At 67.8% G+C, this 19052-nt stretch carries 17 protein-coding genes; 7 read left to right on the top strand and 10 right to left on the bottom strand.

Annotation, left to right across the window (positions count from 1 at the left end; all coding sequences use genetic code 11):
- Window positions 1-28: 28 nt before the first annotated feature.
- Window positions 29-151 carry a hypothetical protein gene (locus E3O54_RS17150; protein ID WP_255408599.1) on the bottom strand — a complete coding sequence of 41 codons (123 nt, stop codon included), beginning with the start codon at window positions 149-151 and terminating at the stop codon, window positions 29-31.
- Window positions 152-337: 186 nt separating this feature from the next.
- Here E3O54_RS17150 and E3O54_RS08575 point away from each other — a divergent pair, with 186 nt between their 5' ends.
- Window positions 338-583, top strand: coding sequence for a hypothetical protein (locus E3O54_RS08575; protein ID WP_134401411.1), 246 nt, complete (start codon window positions 338-340; stop codon window positions 581-583).
- 27 nt (window positions 584-610) lie between these two features.
- On the opposite strand, the gene E3O54_RS08570 is transcribed toward E3O54_RS08575, so the two are convergent.
- The 3 genes from E3O54_RS08570 to E3O54_RS08560 are packed head-to-tail and all read right to left on the bottom strand — an operon-like array spanning window position 611 to window position 4022.
- On the bottom strand, window positions 611-1957 hold the full coding sequence (locus tag E3O54_RS08570) for a threonine/serine exporter ThrE family protein (RefSeq protein WP_104099570.1): 1347 nt from the start codon (window positions 1955-1957) through the stop codon (window positions 611-613).
- Window positions 1950-3116: an acyl-CoA dehydrogenase family protein gene (locus tag E3O54_RS08565; RefSeq protein ID WP_233191164.1), complete on the bottom strand. Its 1167-nt coding sequence runs from the start codon at window positions 3114-3116 to the stop codon at window positions 1950-1952. Before E3O54_RS08565 ends, E3O54_RS08570 begins: the two co-directional genes overlap by 8 nt.
- Window positions 3117-3125: 9 nt before the next feature.
- Complete coding sequence (locus E3O54_RS08560) at window positions 3126-4022, bottom strand: DUF4349 domain-containing protein (protein WP_134401410.1); 897 nt, start codon at window positions 4020-4022, stop codon at window positions 3126-3128.
- A 137-nt stretch (window positions 4023-4159) separates the two neighbouring features.
- Here E3O54_RS08560 and E3O54_RS08555 point away from each other — a divergent pair, with 137 nt between their 5' ends.
- Window positions 4160-5107: an alpha/beta fold hydrolase gene (locus tag E3O54_RS08555; protein ID WP_134401442.1), complete on the top strand. Its 948-nt coding sequence runs from the start codon at window positions 4160-4162 to the stop codon at window positions 5105-5107.
- Window positions 5062-6057, top strand: coding sequence for an aldo/keto reductase (locus E3O54_RS08550; protein ID WP_104099566.1), 996 nt, complete (start codon window positions 5062-5064; stop codon window positions 6055-6057). The genes E3O54_RS08555 and E3O54_RS08550 overlap by 46 nt, the downstream gene beginning before the upstream one ends.
- Before the next feature lie 276 nt (window positions 6058-6333).
- Here the strand turns inward: E3O54_RS08550 and E3O54_RS08545 are convergent, their stop codons facing one another.
- Together E3O54_RS08545 and E3O54_RS08540 are read right to left on the bottom strand one after the other, a co-directional pair.
- The gene (locus E3O54_RS08545; RefSeq protein WP_104171888.1) at window positions 6334-7158 is read right to left on the bottom strand and encodes an aldo/keto reductase; all 825 of its coding nucleotides are present in this window, start codon (window positions 7156-7158) and stop codon (window positions 6334-6336) included.
- 114 nt (window positions 7159-7272) lie between these two features.
- The gene (locus E3O54_RS08540) at window positions 7273-8481 is read right to left on the bottom strand and encodes an MFS transporter (protein WP_104099564.1); all 1209 of its coding nucleotides are present in this window, start codon (window positions 8479-8481) and stop codon (window positions 7273-7275) included.
- Between the two features lie 37 nt (window positions 8482-8518).
- Between E3O54_RS08540 and E3O54_RS08535 the strand changes: the two genes are divergently transcribed.
- From E3O54_RS08535 to E3O54_RS08520, 4 genes are all read left to right on the top strand, one after another.
- Window positions 8519-9382, top strand: coding sequence for a sulfurtransferase (locus tag E3O54_RS08535; protein WP_104099563.1), 864 nt, complete (start codon window positions 8519-8521; stop codon window positions 9380-9382).
- Window positions 9383-9577: 195 nt separating this feature from the next.
- On the top strand, window positions 9578-10477 hold the full coding sequence (locus tag E3O54_RS08530) for an ABC transporter substrate-binding protein (RefSeq protein WP_104099562.1): 900 nt from the start codon (window positions 9578-9580) through the stop codon (window positions 10475-10477).
- Window positions 10478-10480: 3 nt separating this feature from the next.
- The gene (locus E3O54_RS08525) at window positions 10481-11515 is read left to right on the top strand and encodes an amino acid ABC transporter permease (RefSeq protein ID WP_104099561.1); all 1035 of its coding nucleotides are present in this window, start codon (window positions 10481-10483) and stop codon (window positions 11513-11515) included.
- Window positions 11512-12312 (top strand): amino acid ABC transporter ATP-binding protein, encoded by an 801-nt coding sequence (locus tag E3O54_RS08520; RefSeq protein WP_369827922.1) that lies wholly within the window; start codon window positions 11512-11514, stop codon window positions 12310-12312. The genes E3O54_RS08525 and E3O54_RS08520 overlap by 4 nt, the downstream gene beginning before the upstream one ends.
- Before the next feature lie 139 nt (window positions 12313-12451).
- On the opposite strand, the gene E3O54_RS08515 is transcribed toward E3O54_RS08520, so the two are convergent.
- From E3O54_RS08515 to hrpA, 4 genes are all read right to left on the bottom strand, one after another.
- Window positions 12452-13462, bottom strand: a complete 1011-nt coding sequence (locus E3O54_RS08515) for an aldo/keto reductase family protein (RefSeq protein ID WP_104099560.1) — start codon at window positions 13460-13462, stop codon at window positions 12452-12454.
- A gap of 98 nt (window positions 13463-13560) precedes the next feature.
- Window positions 13561-14166 (bottom strand): HNH endonuclease signature motif containing protein, encoded by a 606-nt coding sequence (locus E3O54_RS08510; protein ID WP_166805232.1) that lies wholly within the window; start codon window positions 14164-14166, stop codon window positions 13561-13563.
- Window positions 14167-14219: 53 nt separating this feature from the next.
- Window positions 14220-14789 (bottom strand): hypothetical protein, encoded by a 570-nt coding sequence (locus E3O54_RS08505; RefSeq protein WP_134401408.1) that lies wholly within the window; start codon window positions 14787-14789, stop codon window positions 14220-14222.
- A 236-nt stretch (window positions 14790-15025) separates the two neighbouring features.
- The gene (gene hrpA / locus E3O54_RS08500) at window positions 15026-18937 is read right to left on the bottom strand and encodes an ATP-dependent RNA helicase HrpA (protein WP_134401407.1); all 3912 of its coding nucleotides are present in this window, start codon (window positions 18935-18937) and stop codon (window positions 15026-15028) included.
- Window positions 18938-19052: the final 115 nt, after the last annotated feature.

The following is a 19052-nucleotide window of genomic DNA, read 5'->3' as shown; positions in this document are numbered from 1 at the left end:
CACCCTGAGTTTAATCGTGGAGCAGGCGCTAGGCCTTGCGCGCCTTCTCGGTCGTCTCGTTCGCCTTGGCATGCTTGTCGGCACGCTTCTCCTTCAAGGACTTGCCGGCAACCTTTTTGGATGCGTCCTTCTTGGGTGATTTGTCAGCCATGTGTACTCCTTCGAACCGAGCCCCAGCGGCACCGTGACTTCGACCCTACGCGGGTTGCCGCGAAACGGCACCTTCCCGCTCGCACCGGCACCCGGGCCTGTGCAACTTGCGCGCCCGGCCGTAGGCTGAGACCGACGCGCCCCGCCAGAGAGGCAGACGTCTCCACCCGGAGAAAGGGATCCAAATATGAGCGACACGACCACCTACGAGGCCATTTTCTACGGACCCAACGTGATCGCCGCCGGCACGCCCCGGAAACTCGAGTACGTGAACGGCGAGTACCAGCAGGAGGTCGTGCTTGAGGAGACGGAAGACGGCTCAACCGTGCGCCGCAGTTTCCGGATCGGCCACGAAACCGAGGAACCGATCCCTTACCGCTTCGTTGAGGAGGATACCGAAGACATGCAGGGCGAAGCGGATATTCCCAACTAGCCGGAACCGCTTGATTCGTCCACCGGGTCAGATCCGGGTGCCGGGGCCGCGGCCGAGCCGAACGGGCAAAGCCATCAGCGGCCCCACGAAGCGGCGCTGCAGCCTGCGCGCCGGACCCCAGACGAACTGCACCACGTACTGGGCGAGGATGGCGCCCGCCGCCAGCGCGGCGGCCACGGCACCTGCGGTCAGCATGCTGAGCAGGCCGTCGATGTTGCCGTCGGACAGCTGCAGCAGGCCGCGGAACAGGATCAGCCCCGGAACGAGGGGGACGAGCGCGGAAACGACGATCACCAGCGGGGGAGTGCGCACGATCCGGGCCGCGATCGCGGCCAGCAGACCGACACCCATTGCGCTGAGAGCCGACGACCAGACCAGGCCGAAGCCGGCGCTCGCCCCACCCAGATAGAGCAGCTCGGCGACGGCGCCGAGCAGGCAGACCACCCAGAACGCCCGCCACGGCACCTGCACGGCGAGGCCGAAACCGGCGACGATGACCATGGCGGCGGCGAGCATCACGGGCAAGTCGGCCAGAGTCGGCGTGAGGTTGGCATCGACGCGCAATTGGAACCCGAAGCGGGCCACCAGCAGTGACGCCCCGGCCACGCCGGTGACCAGGCCGCCCGTGATCAACAGGGCCTCCATCATCCGTGCCGTGCCGGTCAGGTAGAAGCCCGACAGTGTGTCGTGGACCGCGCCGAAGGTGGTGACGCCGGCCAGGAGCATGATGATGGTCGCGATGACGACCAGGGACGGATTCGCCGAGGTGTCGATGAGTGCGACGATCGCGGCGACAATCGGCCCGATCGCCCCGCCCACCACGTTTTGGTAGAAGACGGGAACCTGCCGGCGGTCGAGCGAGGTCGTGATCAGGTCGATGAAGAAGGTGGCGACGAAGGCGGCGACGCAGACGACCAGGCCGCCGCCGATGAGCACGGCGGCCCCGGCTCCGACGAGGCTCCAGCCCAGCCGGCGGTACAGGGCCGGTACCTGCGGCTTGGCGCTGACAATGGTGGCCAGACGTTTGCGGGCATCGGCGACATCCGGCGGCGAGTCGAGGATCTCGGCGATCAGCTCGGAGGTGGCCGCGAGCTTGCTGTAGTTGAGCGAACGGTACTTGACGTTGCGGCTCCGGGTGATGGACTCGTGCGTGGCCGGGTCCTCGTGGGTGAGCGCGATGATCGTGTGCGTGACGTTGGCCTCGGTTCCCCTCAGCCCGTAGGCGCGGGTGATGGCTTCCATGGCGGCCGTGGCGTCTTCGGCTCCGGCGCCAGCCGCGAAGATGACCTCCGCGAGCCGCATGGTGAGGTCGAGGACCGAGCGGGTGTAGGCGGCGCTGTCGAAGACGTTGATCGCGCGGGTGACATCAGACATCGAGCGGACCCAGCCAGGCGGCAGCCACGGTGGCGTGCGCCGATTCGGCGTCGGACGGGTGGAAGAGCCCGGCAAGAACGTCGCGGTACAGTCGCCCGAGCTCGTTCCCGGCAAAGTACGACGAGCCGCCGCTGACCCGCAGCGCCTGGTCGACGACCAGGCGCGCGGTCTCGGTGGCGCGATACTTCAGGCCAGACAGGAGCGGGAACCACCGCGGGCCGTGGTCGGCCTGAGTGGCGAGATCGTGGGCGAGGGCGTCGAGCTGGGGGTACAGGCCATCCATCATCATCGCGGCCTCCGCGACGCGCCAACGGATGTCCGGGTCCTGCGCCAGGGTTCGGCCGTCGTGCTTGAGCGACGTGCGCCGCTTCGCCGCCAGCACGGCCAGCTCGACCGCGCGCCGGCCGATGCCGGTGTACACGGCCGCCAGCAGGATCTCGAAATTGGCGAAGATCGCAAAGATCAGCGGGTCAGGGTTCGGCCCGGGATCCAGCCGCCGGAAGACCTGCTCCGGGCGGGCGGATGCGCCGGTGAGCACCGTGCTGCGGCTCTGGCTGGCTCGCATGCCCAGGGTGTCCCAGTCATTCTTCTGACTGACGCCCGGGTCGCCCCGATCGATGAACGCCCAGACGATTTTCGGGCCGTCAACGGAGTCCCGGTCGATCCCCATGGTGCCGAGCCGGGTCCAGGCCGGGGAGAGCGTGGTGAAAATCTTGGTGCCGGTGAATCGGTAGCCGCCGTCTGGCTGTGGGGTGGCCGTCGTGATCGAATCGGAGAGCACGAGGTCGTTGCCCGGCTCGCTCACGCCGAAGCCGAAGATCTCGCCCGCGGCGGCGCCGTGCAGCACGCAAGCGAGGCTGTCGTCGCCGCGCTGATGCAGGGTGAGAGCCACGCCCGTCCAGACGAGGTGCATGTTGACGGCGAGGGCCGTGGCCGGGGCGTGGGCGGCGAGCCGGATCTGGTCGTCGGCGACCTGCTGCACGCTGCGCCCGAGGCCACCATGGGAGACAGGCACGAGCGAGCGGAGGTAACCGCAGGCGATCAGGTCGGCCAGATCGTCGGCGGGGAACGTATTGTCCCGGTCATGCTTCGCGGCACGAGAACGGATGCGTTCGAGCAGCTCGTCACCGAGCGGGGAGAGTTCGGTAGACGTGTACACCAAATAAGTTTACGCAGGCGTGCGCCGCTTGCGTGCCAACCGGATCACCAGGTAGACGATTGCTGCGACCAGGCCGAGAGCGAGCAGCCAGGGCAGCGCGAAGCCGATGGCCACGATCGCGGTACCGAGGGCTGTCAGGAGGGCGTTCCAGCCGGCCGCGATGGCATCCCAGAAGTCGTCCGGGGTGCCGGGATCCACTGTGCCGGTCGAGTACAGGTCGAGCGTGATGGTCGAGAAATCAACCTGGTCGGACAGGTAGTCCCGCTGCGCCTGCAACCCCTCGAGCTCGCTCTGCCGCTCGGCCAGCGCGTTCTCGACGGCGATCAGGTCGGTCGTGTTCGTGGCGCTCGTCATCAGGGCGAGTAACCGGTCGACCGAGGTCTGCAGCGAGGTGATCCGGGCATCGAGGTCCTGGGTCCGCTGGGTGATGTCCGAGGCATTGAGTGACACGAAGTTGACGGTGCCGAGCTGCTTCAGCTCCGCGAGCGTGCGGTCGAGCTCATCCGAGGGGATGCGCAGGGTGAGGTTCGCGCTCGCCGGCTGGTTGCCGGTGGCGGGGTTCTCGGTGCGGCTGTCGATCCGACCACCGGCCTGCTCGGTGATGGTGACGGCATCCTGCACGGATGCGATCGGGTCCTTCACGGTGATCGACACCATCCCGGTGGTGATCACGTCGCGCTGGCTGGAGGCGATCTCGCCCGTGCTGCCGTCCGGGAAGGTGCGCGAGTCGAGAGACTCGCCGGGTTCGGCGCCGGGTGTGACGGTCCCCGGATTGACGACGCCCGGTTCGGCGAGGCCCGGGGACGTGGCGGGGCCGCCGGAGTCGGTGGAAGCGCCGGGCACGGAGCATCCGGCCAGCAGCAGTGCACTCAGGAGTACCGCGGCGATCGCGGGCAAACGCTTCATGGCCCCACTGTACGACCGCTGTCGCCGGCTCTGGATCACAATCGAGTCTCGGCATGCGGCGCGCGCTTCGCGTGCATGCGCCGCCTACACCGGTCTCTGAATGGATCGGGGACGCCGTTCACGGCGATACTGGAACCATGACCTGGTGGGCGACCCTCTGCGAACGGCTCGGCTGGACACGCCCGCCGCTGCTGCACATCGCAATCGATGAGGGAACCGGTCCGGTCGTGATTCTCGTGCACGGCATCGCCTCCTCCTCGGAAACGTTCCGGGAACTGGTGCCACTGCTTGTGCCCAGGCACCGGGTCATCGCCGTCGACATCCTGGGTTTCGGCGAATCGCCGATCCCCGAAGGGTGCGAGTATCGGCTCGAGGACCACGTCGAGGCCCTGGCCACCACGATCCGGTCGCTGAAGCTCCGCGAGCCGTTCATCCTGGTGGGCCACTCCCTCGGCAGCCTGATCGCGGCCCGGCTGGCGGCGATGCCCCGCACCCGCGCGTCCCGTCGAACCCAGGTGTCCCGGGTGGTGCTCGTGGGGCCGCCGGTCTATCTGTCGCCGACCGACATCGGTGAACGCTGGGTGCGGGCCCGGGTGAACGCCTACCTGCGCGCCTACGATTTCCTGCGGCTGAACAAGGAGTTCACTCTCGCGAACGCGGCCATCATCGCACGGCTGCTGCCGAAGGGCATCTTCGAGCTGACGGAGCGCAACTGGACCCCGTTCGTGAAATCGCTGGAGCACTGCATCGAATCGCAGACCGTGGTCAGCGACATCGCGGCCGTGCGAGTGCCGGTCGACGTGGTCTACGGTGTGCTGGACGCCTTCATCGCGGCCGGCTCCATGACGGTGATCGAACGGATGCGCCACGTCACCATGCACCGCGTCGAAGCGAACGACCACCTCATCCGGCCGCGGCTCGCCCGGGCACTGGCCCGGGTCATCGACGCGGACGACAGGGTCGGGGCCGGGGCCTTGTCCGCGGCTGCTGCCTCGTCGGTCACTGCTTCCACTTTGACTTCCGTGGCTAGGCTGGAGACATGGACACACGAACCCTCGGAAAAACCGGCCGAATCGTCTCCGTGATCGGGTTGGGCACCTGGCAGCTGGGAGCGGACTGGGGTGACGTGTCGGAGGCCGACGCGACCGCGGTGCTCGCGGCATCCGTCGACGCCGGCGTCACCTTCTTCGACACCGCCGACGTCTACGGTGACGGCCGCAGCGAGCAGATCATCGGTCGATTCCTGGCCGGCAGCGCCGCCGCAGCCGGCATCACCGTGGCCACCAAGATGGGCCGACGGGTCGACCAGCTGGCCGAGAACTATACGCTCGCCAACTTCCGGGCCTGGACCGACCGGTCCCGCACGAACCTCGGCATGGACACCCTGCACCTCGTGCAGCTGCACTGCCCGCCGAGCGACGTGATCGAATCCGACGAGGTCTACGACGCGCTCGACACACTCGTCGCCGAGGGAGCCATCGCCGGCTACGGGGTGAGCGTCGAGACCTGCGACCAGGCTCTCGCAGCCATCGAACGGCCCGGCCTGGCCAGCGTGCAGATCATCCTGAATGCGTTCAGGCTGAAGCCGCTCGAGGCCGTCGTGCCGGCCGCGCGCGCCGCCGGTGTGGGCATCATCGCCCGCGTTCCGTTGGCGAGCGGCCTGCTGACCGGAAAGTACACCCGGGAGACAACCTTCGCGGCGAACGACCACCGCAACTACAACCGCGACGGCAGCGCCTTCGACGTCGGCGAGACCTTCTCCGGTGTGGACTATGAGACCGGCCTGGCAGCCGCCGCGGAGTTCGCGGCGCTCGTGGGCTCCCTGACCGAGGAGCTCACGCCCGCGCAGGCCGCGCTGGCCTGGGTGGCCCAGATTGACGGCATCAGCTCGGTCATCCCCGGGGCCCGATCGGTGCAGCAGGCTCGCGGCAACGCCGCTGCCGGTTCGGTCGCCCCGCTCAGCCTCGGGCTCAACGAGGGCGTGCAGGATATCTACGACCGGATGCTGCGCGAGCAGATCCACCGCCGCTGGTAGCACCTGTCCGGTCGGGAGTGCCCGTTCCGCGGGTCGCTCTCGACCGGAACGGGGACTCTCGCGTGGACCTGTGGGGGCGGCATTGTCGCAAGGCACTGCGGCTCCGGCGAACCAATTCGACGGAGATTTTTGGGTTGAAGCCGGTTTCCGGCTTGTTTGGGCGGGATTCGGTCGAAATCTCCGTCGAATTTGTCAGGGGTGCGGGAGAGGGGTGCGGGAGAGGGGCGCGGGGCCCTCAGCGCGACCCGCGGGCACCGATCCGGGTCGAGCCGAGATTCAGTCCAGGTCGTCGGGATCTCTGCCGGTGCGCTGGCCGGCGTCGATGGCGGCGATGGCGGCATGGTCGCCGGCGTTGAGTGTGAAGTCGAAGACGTCGAAGTTTTCCCGGATGCGCACCGGTGTCACCGACTTCGGAATCACCACATTGCCCAGCTCGAGGTGCCAGCGGATGACCACCTGTGCGGCCGTCTTGCCGTGCCGGGCGCCGATGGCGTCGAGGGTCTCGTTGCCGATCGCGCGGCCGCGGGCCAACGGCGACCAGGCCTCGGTGAGGATGCCGTGGGCCGCGTCGTACTCGCGCACGGTGGACTGCTGCAGCCACGGGTGCAGCTCCACCTGGTTGAGGACCGGAACGACATCCGTTTCGGCCAGCAGACGGTCCAGGTGGTGCGGCTGGAAATTGGACACCCCGATCGACCGGGCGCGACCTGAGGCGCGCAGCGTCTCGAGGGCGCGCCAGGTATCGACGAAGAGGTCCTGGCGGGGTGCGGGCCAGTGGATCAGAAAGAGGTCGACGTAGTCGAAGCCGAGTTTGCCGAGGCTCACGTCGAAGGCGCGCAGGGTCTTGTCGTAGCCGTGCTGGTCGTTCCAGACCTTCGTGGTGACGAACACGTCCTCACGGGGCAGGCCGGAGCGGGCGATACCCTGGCCGACGCCGGTCTCGTTGTCGTAGAGCGCCGCGGTGTCGATGTGGCGGTAACCGGCCTCCAGGGCGACCTGCACAGCGTCGGCCGCCGCGGCATCCGCGATCTTGTACACGCCGAGCCCGAGCTGGGGGATACCGTGTCCGTCATGCAGGGGAAGTAACGGTGAGAGCGTCATTCCCCCATCTAACCTCGTCCTACTGCGCCGAGGCGTGAAACGACACGATTGAGGGGTGCGCGGGACGCTCAACCCCGCAATTGTGTCGGTTCACCGCGCGATGAGCGGAGGCGGCTAGGAGACCTGCACCTGGATCGGTGCGGTGTCGGGGAGCGGGCTCGCATCGCGGCCGCGCAGGTCGGGGTGCCAGCGCCGGCCGAGCGCGGGGATGATCGTGCCGAGCCCCGCGAAGCCGGCTGCGACCAGGATGGCCGCCGTGGCGCCGCTCTGGTCGATCATGAAACCGGCGATGGCGGAACCCAGGGCGGCGCCCATCAGCTGGCCGGTGCCCACCCAGCCGTAGGCCTCCGCGGTGTCACTGAACTTGACGCTCGCGGACACGATGCCGAACAGAACGGCAAAGGCCGGCGCGATTCCGATTCCCGCCAGCAGCAGGGTGGCGGCCAGCCACCAGAAGCTGAGCCCGAGGGTGGCGAGCCCGAGGCCGACGGTGACGATGAGCATCCGTGCGGCCAACGCCCAAGGGCCGATCGGGGCGTGGCCGAGGGCGAGCCCGCCGATCAGCGAGCCGAGAGCGAAGATGCCGAGCACCCAGCCCGAGTCCGCGCTGCCGTGCCCGAATGCGGCCACCACACCCGCCTCGACCGAGGCGCAGGCGGCGACCAGCATGAAACCGACGATGGTGCTGAGCATGACCGCCGGGCGTTTGAGAACGACGCCGAGTTTGCGGCGGCTACGGGGGATGCGCACCCGGCCGACCTCGGGCAGCACCAGAAACCAGACGCCGCCGCCGATGAGGAAGATGGCGGCGAGCAGGATGCCGGCGACCGGGCTGACCTGGATGGCCACGAACGTGGCAATCACCGGGCCCAGCACCCAGATGATCTCCTGGGCCGACGCGTCGAGCGAGAACAGCGGCGTGAGCTGGCGGGAGTTGACGATCTTCGGGTAGATGGTGCGCACGGCCGGCTGAATCGGCGGTGTGGACAACCCGGCGATGAGCCCCACGGCCATCAGAACATAAATGGGCATGCTGACCAGAGCCATTGTCACGATGGAGGTCGCGCAGACGACGAGGGTGGCCGTGATCACCGGACGCATGCCCCAGCGGCCCATCAGTCGGCTGGTGAGCGGCCCGGCGACGGCCTGGCCGATGCTCATGGCACCCAGCACGAGGCCGGCGGCGCCATAGGAGTCGAAGACCTGCTCGATGTGGATCAGGAACGCGAGCGACAGCATCCCAAAGGGGAACCGAGCTGTAAGTTGTGCGGCGATGACGCGAGCAACGCCCGGAGTCTTCAAAAGGGTCCAGTAGCTGCTCACCTACTCAAGTCTACGTCCGCCGAGGTAGCGTGAGCGCGTGCGAATACTGATCACGGCCGACGAATTGGCAGCCATGCTTGAGTCCCAAAGCGACGTTCGGGTGCTGGACGTGCGCTGGAAGCTGGGTGGCCCTCCCGGGCCGGACGAATACCGGGCCGGCCACATCCCCGGCGCCGTGTACGTCGACCTGGAGACCGAGTTGGCCCGGCCCGGCGAACCGGCCGACGGGCGGCATCCGTTGCCCACCCGTGCGACGCTGCAGGCAGCCGCGCGCCGCTGGGGGCTTCGTGACGGCGACACGGTCGTGGTCTACGACGACCTGGGCGGGGTGTCGGCAGCCCGTGCCTGGTGGCTGCTGCGTCACGCCGGGGTGCGCGACGTGCTGCTTCTCGACGGGGCGCTCGCCGCCTGGCGCGCCGCCGGCTTGCCGCTCGCGGTCGGCGAGCTGGCCACAACAGAGCTGAGCGCGGAAACGGTCCGTCCGGGCACGATCACCCTCTCCGACGGGGTGCTCCCTGTGCTCGACACGGATGCCGCCGCCGCGCTCGCGCAGACCGGCGCGCTCCTCGACGCCCGCGCTGCGGAGCGCTACCGCGGTGACACGGAGCCGATCGATCCTCGTGCCGGCCACATCCCCGGCGCGATCAGCGCGCCCACGGCCGACAACCTCACCCTCGACGGGCGCTTCCTCCCGGCCGCCGAACTGCGCGCCCGGTTCGAGGCGCTCGGAGTCACGGCGGGCGGCACGGTGGGCGTCTACTGCGGCTCCGGCGTCACCGCCGCGCACGAGGCGGCCGCTCTGGCCATCGCCGGGTTCTCACCGGCGCTCTACCCCGGCTCGTGGTCGCAGTGGTCCAACCTGCCGGGCCGCCCGGTCGCGACGGGCGACCCGCGGGCGTGAAATCCGCGCGAAACACGCTTCCGGTCATACTGAGACACGGGGAAGCCCGTCCACGCTCAGTAGGGCTGGCCCAAAACGTTATCTGCGCACGGAATCCGCGTGAGCGTGCTGTTATATGCTCGCTTTTGTCGAATTCCGTTAACGGACCTCAAAGACGAACCAGACACATCCGACAACCACGAAAAAGGTTACGCAATGCGCGCTCAATACCTGCTCCCGGCTCTCGCCGCCGTCACGGCACTCCTACTCACCGGCTGCGTGGACAACTCCACGGACACCACGGGCGGAGCGACGGCCGCCTCCTCCGCCAGTGAGATCGCCGTGGACGACGCCGCCGCCGCGATGCTTCCCGCTGAGGTCGCCGACTCCGGCACGCTCGTCATCGGGACCGACCCGACCTACGCTCCCAACGAGTTCAAGAACGAAGCCGGTGAGCCGATCGGCTGGGGCATCGTGATCGCTGAGGCCGTCGCAGCCAAGCTCGGCTTGGAGCCGGAATTCCAGGTCGCGAAATTCGACAACATCATTCCGAGCGTGACGGGCGGCAAGGCCGATATCGGCGTGTCCTCCTTCACCGACAACGTCGAGCGGGAGAAGCAGGTCGACTTCGTCAACTATTTCGTCGCCGGCATCCAGTGGGCCTCGGCCGTCGGCAACGACGTCGATCCGGACAACGCCTGCGGGCTGAAGGTCGCCGTGCAGGCCACCACGTATGAGGACACCGACGAAGTGCCGGCCAAGAGTGACGCCTGCGTCGCGGCCGGCAAGCCGGCGATCGACAAGCTGAAGTACGACACCCAGGACCAGGCCACCAACGCGGTCGTGCTGGGCCAGGCCGACGCGCTCAGCGCCGACTCGCCCGTCACTCTCTACGCGATCGCCCAGACCGAGGGCAAGCTGCAGCCGGCCGGAGAGACCTTCGATGTGGCGCCGTATGGCATCGTGGTCGCCAAGGACTCCGAGCTGACCAAGGCCGTGCAGGCTGCGCTGCAGTCCATGGTCGACGACGGCACCTACGGTGACATCCTCGACGAGTGGGGCGTCGCGGATGGTGCGATCGAGACGATCACGATCAACGCCGCGTCGAACGGATAACGTATGAGCATCACGACTCCACCGAAGGCGGGCGGGGCAACCCGCCCGCCCGGGGAACCGGCCCCATCGGTGCCGATCAAGGCCATCAAGCTGCGGCATCCGTGGAGGATGGTGTTCGCCATTCTGCTCGTGGTGGTCTTCGTCTCCATCGTCGTCGACGCCGCGCTCCGGCCGGCCTACGACTGGCCCGCCGTCGGCAAGTACCTCTTCGACCGCCGCATCTCGCAGGCGGCCGTCGTGACCCTGCAGCTGACCGTGTACTCCATGGTCATCGCGATCGTCCTCGGGGTGATCCTGGCCGTCATGCGGCTCTCGCCCAACCCCGTGGTGAAGAGCCTGGCCTGGTTCTACCTGTGGATCTTCCGTGGGACCCCGGTCTACGTGCAGCTGACGATCTGGGGTCTGATCTCGCTGATCTACTCGAGCATCGACATCGGCATCCCGTTCATGGACCCGTGGGTGTCCTTCTCGACCAACGCGGCACTGAGCACGTTCACCATCGCCATCATCGGGCTGGCCCTGAACGAAGCGGCCTACATGGCTGAAATCGTGCGCGCCGGCCTCCTGGCCGTGGACAGCGGCCAGGAGGAGGCTGCGACGGCGCTCGGAATGAGCTGGTCGCAGACCATGACGCGGGTGATCCTGCCGCAATCGATGCGCGTGATCATCCCGCCGACGGGCAACGAGGTCATTTCGATGCTGAAGACCACGTCGCTCGTCACCGCCGTGCCGTTCAGCTTCGAGCTGTTCACCCGGTCGCGGGATATTTCCGCGGAGACGTTCAACCCGATCCCGCTTTTGATCGTGGCCTCGATCTGGTACCTGTTCTTCACGTCCATCCTGATGGTCGGCCAGTACTTCCTCGAAAAGCGGTTCGCCCGCGGCGTGGGCGACCGGCAGCCGGATCGCAAGGATGCCGTCGGCACCGGAACGGGAACCCTCACCGGGGTCGTCCCCGTCATCGGTTCCGGGCAGCCGTCGGTGATCGCACCGCCGCGCGAGAACGATCCACCAGCCAACCCCGGAGGCGTGAAATGACCGACGTGAACACGCAGGCCGGGGCATCCGTCACGATTCCTCCCATGGTTCTGGCCGAGCAGGTATCGAAGAGCTTCGGCTCGAACGAGGTGCTCAAGAGCATCTCCCTCGAGGTGAAGCGTGGCGAGGTGATGTGCCTGGTCGGGCCCAGTGGGTCGGGCAAGTCCACGTTCCTGCGCTGCATCAACCACCTCGAGGTGCTTTCCGCCGGTCGGCTCAGCGTCGACGGCGAGCTGATCGGCTACCGGGAGACCAACGGCAAGCTCTACGAGATGGCACCCAAGGAAGCGTCCCGTCAGCGACGGGACATCGGCATGGTGTTCCAGCGGTTCAACCTGTTTCCGCACATGACGGCGCTAGAGAACGTGATGGAGGCGCCGATCCGGGTGAAGGGGCTGCCGAAGGCCCAGGTGGAGCGGAGCGCTCTCGATCTGCTGGCCAGGGTGGGTCTGGCCGAACGTGCCGACTACTACCCGGCGCACCTGTCGGGTGGGCAGCAGCAGCGGGTGGCGATCGCCCGCGCACTCGCGATGGAACCCAAGCTCATGCTCTTCGACGAGCCGACCAGCGCGCTCGACCCTGAGCTCGTCGGCGAGGTACTCGACGTGATGAAGGGTCTGGCCAAATCGGGCATGACCATGATCGTGGTCACCCACGAGATGGGCTTCGCCAAGGAGGTCGCCGACTCGCTCGTCTTCATGGACGGCGGTGTGGTCGTCGAAGCGGGCGACCCGGACGAGATCCTGACGAACCCGCAGCACCGCCGCACGCAGGCGTTCCTGTCGAAGGTGCTCTAGAAATGGTGCTCTAGAAATGTTGCTCTAGGAAAACCGCAGCGACCGTCGCCGTTTGTGCCGAGAGTACCCGCCGTTGCGGCGACTCTCGGCACAAACGGCGACTCTCGTTCGGGCCGAGCAGTGTGACGCCGAGCCTGCCCTACGCCGGGCGGCTCTGCGGTGCGGTAGCCGCGGTCATCGCGGAATCGTGCTCCACGACGTCGCCGAGTACCTCGTCGATCTGCCTCATGCTCTCGGCCGGGATCTTCACTCCCGCGGCCTCGACGTTCTCGCGCACCTGCTCGGGGCGGGAAGCTCCGACGAGGGCTGCTGAGACGTTGTCGTTCTGCAACACCCAGGCCACGGCCAGTTGCGCCATCGACAGGTTGAGGTCGGCGGCGATCGGCTCAAGCTTCTGCACCCGGGTGAGCACGTCGTCGTTCATGAAGCGGCTGATCATGTCGGCGCCGCCCTTGAGGTCGGTGGCGCGCGAGCCGGCCGGCGGGGCCTGGCCTGCCTTGTACTTGCCGGTGAGCACACCCTGGGCCACGGGGGACCAGACGATCTGGCCGACGCCGAGCTCGCGCGAAGTCGGCACGACCTCGTCTTCGATGACGCGCCACAGCATCGAGTACTGCGGCTGGCTCGAGATCAGGCTGAAGCCCAACTCCTGGGAGAGGGCGTGGCCGGCTCGCAGCTGCGCGGCGGTCCACTCGCTGACGCCGATGTAGAGCGCCTTGCCCTGCCGAACGATGTCGGCGAAAGCCTGCATCGTCTCCTCCAGTGGGGTCTCGGTGTCGAAGCGGTGGGCCTGGTAAAGGTCGACGTAATCGGTCTGCAATCGGGTCAGAGAACCGTTGATCGACTCCATGATGTGCTTGCGGGACAGCCCGACGTCGTTGTGGCCGCGCGGGCCGGTCGGCCAATAGACCTTGGTGAAGATCTCGAGGCTTTCGCGGCGGTGGCCCTTGAGGGCGTCGCCGAGAACGGACTCCGCCTTCGTGTTGGCGTAGACGTCGGCGGTGTCGAAGCTGGTGATCCCCACGTCGAGCGCGGCATGCACGCACTGCGTGGCGATGTCGTTCTCGACCTGCGAACCGTGCGTGAGCCAGTTGCCGTAGGTGATTTCGGAGATTTTCAGGCCTGATGAACCGAGATAGCGGAATTCCATGCCTACAGCCTAAGCGGAGCGGTCCCACTGTCGCTGGGTGAAAAAGCGAACGCATGTCGAGCCTGTCGAGCATGTCGAGACCAGGGGCCAGGGACCCCCTATCCGTTTTCCCGTTCGGCCGCGTCCGTCATTCGGGGGCGGGACTTGGTCTCGTTCCGCCATTTGAGGGCCCCGGTCTCCAGCCAGGGTGGTGCCATGATCTGCACGGCGCCGCGGACCATCCGGATTGCCCAGCCGGAGGCGGCGAGGTAGCGGTGATGCCACCAGCACAGACAGACGCCGTTGTCGGTGTGCGTCGGTCCGCCCTCGGAGTGCGGGATCACGTGGTGGATCTCGGTCATCCCGGCCGGGATTTTGCAGCCTGGGATGACGCAGGTGCCGTCGCGGAGCTGAATCGCCCGGCGTTGCGCGGCGGTGAAGCACCGTTCGGGTGAGCCGAGGGCGATGATGCGTCCCTCGTCGGTGATGACGACTTTCTGCTGACCGCCGATGCTGATCAGGTCCGTGACGGCGCTGATCGAGATCGGGGTTTCGACGCCGTCGATCCAGCCGACGCCGCGGCCCTGACCGAAGTCCGCGTTCAGGTCCTGTTCCCGCACACTGACCAGAACCGTGGCCGGGGCGCCGCCGATGGTCGGGGCCTCCCCGGCCCGGGAGACGACGNCGGGACCCGTCGGGCGCGAGCACGGCCCTCCAGACCGCACCCTGCAACCGGATCTCATCCGCCGACGCCGGCACCGACGCCGGCACCGGGGTCTCAGAAATGGTGCCGGTGGCCGAGGCGACCAGCTCGCTCTCGGCTGCCTGCACCGAGTCCAGGTCGGTGTACCGCAGCGTCGGCGTCAACGCGGTGAGGATCGCGTCGGCCGTGTCGACGCCGATCGCTCCGGCGGCCAGGCCGATGGCCGTGGCGGGGAAGGTGGGCGGCAGCGGTTCGCCACCCCAAGGAGCGGCCGGTGCGCAGCTGCGTGCCCAACCGCATCCGTCGCCCCGCGGTCGGCCCGGAGACGAGCGTCAGACGCTCGAGTAGTTCTCCGGCGGTGCGGCAGCCCCGCTTCGCCGAGAGCTGCCCGGTGCCGAGCTCGGGCCGGGACCGGTCGGCGACCTCCGCCGCGGCCGCCACCCGCAGCGCGTCGACCCGCCGGCCGAGGACCTCGACCGCCGTGGTCACCTGCAGGAGGCCGTCGTCGTCGAGACCGCGCACCGCCAAGCACCGCAGGGATTCCCCGAGCCCCGCCGCGAGAGCATGCAGCCCCGCGACCGCCCGAGCCGCCGCGGACAGGCCGTGCGCGGCATTCGCTTCGGGCTGTTCCAGGAGGTTGATCACCAACCCGAGTTTATCTCATTGTGAACAAATAAACCATGTTAGCCTAGAAAAAACTAAGAATTTATCGTAGTTATATACGCCTTCCAAGGGAGCCCCGCCAGGAGCCCCGCCAGGAGCCCAGCCCGGACCCGTATCGATGAGGGATCGTTTGGAGGACCACCTCAACGCTGACTTCAAGCAGGTGGGCTACCGATGATCCAGCGCAGCGGTGCCGGATACCGAGAACGACGGAGACCTCAGCCGGTCAGGGCCTTGTGGATCCGCTGGAGGGAAACGGGCTCCGCGGCCTTCAGTTCCTGGGCGAAGAGGCTGATCCGAAGTTCCTCGATCAGCCAGCGCGCACGCACCAGGTTGGCGGCCGCGTTCGCCTGCAGGGGGATCGTGCCGCCGGCATCCTCGAACCGGCCCGTGGCTGCCTGGCTCTCATTCATCCAGACCCGGTCGCGGCTCGGATTGTCGCTGAGCTTCGCGATGCGCGCGGTGATGCCGCCGAGGTATCGCGGCAAGTGCCGCAGCTGCACGAGTCCCGTGGCGCTCACGAAACCGGGGTAGACGAGCCCGGTCAGCTGCGCGCGGGCATCCGTCAGGGCCGGGAGCAGGGCCATGCTGGTGGACGCCTTGAGCGCCTTGTCGGCGGCGCGCGCGGCGGCGAGGATGCGGGCGACGAGGCCCACCGTATCGAACATGGAATCCATCACGACGCCGGACACCCGGTCCCGGATGGTGTCGAACTCGGCGTGCATGAACACCTGGCCGCCGGGCTTCACCCGGAAAAGCACGTCGTCGACGCTCGCCGCGAGGCAGTCGTCGAACAGCGCCTGGGTGGTGCGATACGGGCTGGTGGCCAGGCTGAGCTTCTCTGCCCCGGTGAGGTGCTGCTGCACGTAGGCCACCGGGGAGGGCGTGGCGAGCAGCAGCAGGCGACGCACGCCATCGGGCAGGGTGCGGGCCTGCTCGGCCTCCGTGCTCATCATGCGGATCGCCACCGACGCACCCTCGTCGACGAGGGTCGGGTAGCCGCGGATGGTGTTGTCACCCTGCCTGGTGTCGAGGAACCGGGGCAGCTCCGGGAAATCCCAGGTGGTGAGTCCGGTGCGCTCGATCGCATTGGTGGGGGTGGCAGCGGATGCCGCGGCCACGCTCTCGCGGGCCTGGGTGCCGAGCCGGCGCTGCAGTTCCAGGAGGTCCTTGCCGGAGGCGCTCGGGCGACCGCGTTCGTCCACGACACGGAACGTCATGCGAAGGTGGGCCGGAACCCGGACCAGCTCGAAGTCGTTCGCCTTCACGGACACGTAGGTGAGCTTCTGGATCAGGGCGGCGAGCGTCTCGGTGAAGGGGACATCGTCGCGGTCGAACATGGAGCCGCGGGTGGCTTCGCCCAGGCCCGACACCCCGACCGAGACCTCGCCCGGCGCCGGCGGCAACTCGTTCAGCAGTCGCTTGGCCCAGTCCCCCGCCGGCACCACGTTGCGACGGATGCTCTTGGGCAGCGACTTGATCAGTGCGGTCACCAGGTCGGCGCGGAGGCCCGGTACCTGCCAGTCGAAGCCGGTGGGAGAGAGCCTCGCGAGCAGGGCCAGCGGGATCTGCACGGTCACGCCGTCGTCGTCCGCGCCGGGCTCGAACCGGTAGCTGAGCGCGAACTTCTGGTCGCCCTGGCGCCAGATCGGCGGGAACACGGCCTCGTCGATCTCCGGCGCGTCCTCGGGCACCAGTGCCTCGGCGGTCATCGTGAGCAGATCGGGCGTCTGGGTGCGCGCCTGGCGCCACCAGGTTTCGAACGTGCGCGATGAGCATACGTCGGCGGGAATGCGTTTCTGGTAGAACTCGAACACGGCCTCGTCGTCGAACAGGATGTCACGGCGCCGCGTGCGCTCCTCGAGTTCGGCGAGTTCCTTGCGCAGGCTCGTGTTCGCCCGGTCGAAGGCCGTGACGCGCTGGTCGATTCGGTCAAGGTCCCATTCACCCTCGACGAGCGCGTGCCGGATGAATAGGTCGCGAGCGTAGGCCGGGTCGACCCGGGAAAACTGGATTCGGCGGCGCGGCACGATCGGCACCCCGTACAGGGTGACCCGCTCGTAGGCGACGACCGCGCCCTGCTTCTTCTCCCAGTGCGGCTCGGAGTAGCTGCGCTTGCAGAGGTCGCCGGCGAGCGGCTCGGCCCACGCGGGGTCGACGACCGCGTTCATCCGGGCGAACAGGCGGCTGGTCTCGACCAGTTCCGCGCTCATCACGGCGTTCGGTTGCTTCTTCGCGAGCGCCGAGCCCGGGAAGATCACGAAACGCTGCTGGCGCGCGCCGATGTAGTCCTTCTTGGCGGTGTCCTTGAGACCGATGTGGGAAAGCAGACCGGCGAGGAGCGAACGGTGGATCCCATCGGGATTCACGCTGGGATCCCCGATGTGGAGACCGAGCGGCTTGGCCATCTGGCGCAACTGCTTGTACACGTCCTGCCATTCGCGCACGCGCAGATAGTTGAGGAACTCGTTCTTGCAGAGGCGTCGGAAGGCGCTGGAACCGAGCTCCTTCTGCTGCGTCTCGAGGTAGTTCCAGAGGTTCAGCAGGCTCAGGAAGTCGCTCGTCGGGTCGGTGAACCGGGCGTGCTGCTGGTCGGCCTGCGCGCGGCGCTCGAGGGGCCGTTCGCGCGGGTCCTGGATGGTGAGCCCGGAGACGATCACCATCACCTCGCGGCTCACCGCCTGCGTCTTCGACTCGATCACCATTCGTCCGAACCGAGGATCGATGGGCAGCTTTGCGAGCTGCTGGCCGATGCGGGTCAGTGTGGAGATGCCGGGCTTGGAGATGCCGGGCTTGGAGATGCCGGATTTGTGGCCGGCGGTGAGCGCAGCCACCGCGCCGAGCTCGGCGAGCAGGTCGAGGCCGTCCTTGATGCCGCGCGAGTCGGGCGGGGTGAGGAACGGGAACGCGGCGATGTCGCCGAGGCCCAGCGAGATCATCTGCAGGATGACCGCGGCCAGGTTCGTGCGCAGCACCTCCGGCTCGGTGTACTCAGGCCGGCGGGTGAAGTCCTCCTCCGAATAGAGGCGGATGGCGATACCGTCGCTGGTGCGGCCGCTTCGGCCCGAGCGCTGGTTCGCGGAGGCCTGCGAGATGGCCTCGATCGGCAGCCGCTGCACCTTCGAGCGCACGCTGTACCGGCTGATCCGGGCGGTCCCGGCGTCGATGACGTAGCGGATGCCCGGCACGGTCAGGCTGGTCTCCGCCACGTTCGTCGCCAGCACGATGCGGCGTCGCACGCCGGCGACCTTAGACGGCTGGAACACCTTGTGCTGGTCGGCGGAGGAGAGCCGCCCGTACAGCGGCAGGATCTCGGTGGGGCTGGTGCGCCCCGAGGAGGCGTACTTGCCCTGCAGGGCGTCCGCGGCGTCCCGAATCTCGGTCTCACCGCTGAGGAAGACCAGAACATCGCCGTTGGACTCCCGTTCGAGCTCATCGAGCGCGGCGGAGATTCCCTCGATGTAGTCCCTGTCCACCGTGGGCGCGGCATCCGTCGTGTCGTCGTCGTCGCCGTCCATCGCCTCGACGACCAGCGGCCGGTAGCGGATCTCCACCGGGTAGGTGCGCCCGGAGACCTCGATGATGGGGGCCGGCGTGCCGTCGGGCGTGGCGAAATGCTCGGCGAAGCTCTGCGGGTCGATCGTCGCGGAGGTGATGATGAGCTTGAGGTCGGGGCGCTGCGGCAGCAGCTGACGCAGGTAGCCGAGCAGGAAGTCGATGTTGAGGCTGCGCTCGTGCGCCTCGTCGATGATGATCGTGTCGTACTTGCGCAGCAGACGGTCGCGGTGCATCTCGTTGAGCAGGATGCCGTCGGTCATCAGCTTGATGCGGGTGTCCGGGCCGACCTGGTCGGTGAACCGCACCTGGTAGCCGACCGTCTGGCCGACTTCCTGTCCGAGTTCCTCGGCGATGCGTTCAGCGATCGTGCGCGCGGCGAGACGGCGGGGTTGCGTGTGGCCGATGTTCCCCCGGCCCAGCTCGAGGCAGATCTTCGGCAGTTGGGTGGTCTTGCCGGAACCCGTCGCGCCGGCGACGATGACCACCTGGTTGTCACGGATGGCGCGCGCGATATCCTCCCGGCGCTGGCTGACCGGAAGCTCGGGTGGGAAGGTGACTTCGACGGGGATCATGAGCCTTCCATCGTATGACCTCGCGGTGAACGACGGATGCTGCCCGGGTTCGCCTGTGATCGGCCCGACGGCTGTGGCTGTATCGGCGCGTTTTTAACCGCACGATGTTAGCATC

It is taken from the genome of Cryobacterium sp. TMT2-4, from assembly GCF_004402575.1.
Lineage (GTDB): Bacteria > Actinomycetota > Actinomycetes > Actinomycetales > Microbacteriaceae > Cryobacterium > Cryobacterium sandaracinum.
This window is presented reverse-complemented; position numbering and strand designations above follow the sequence as displayed.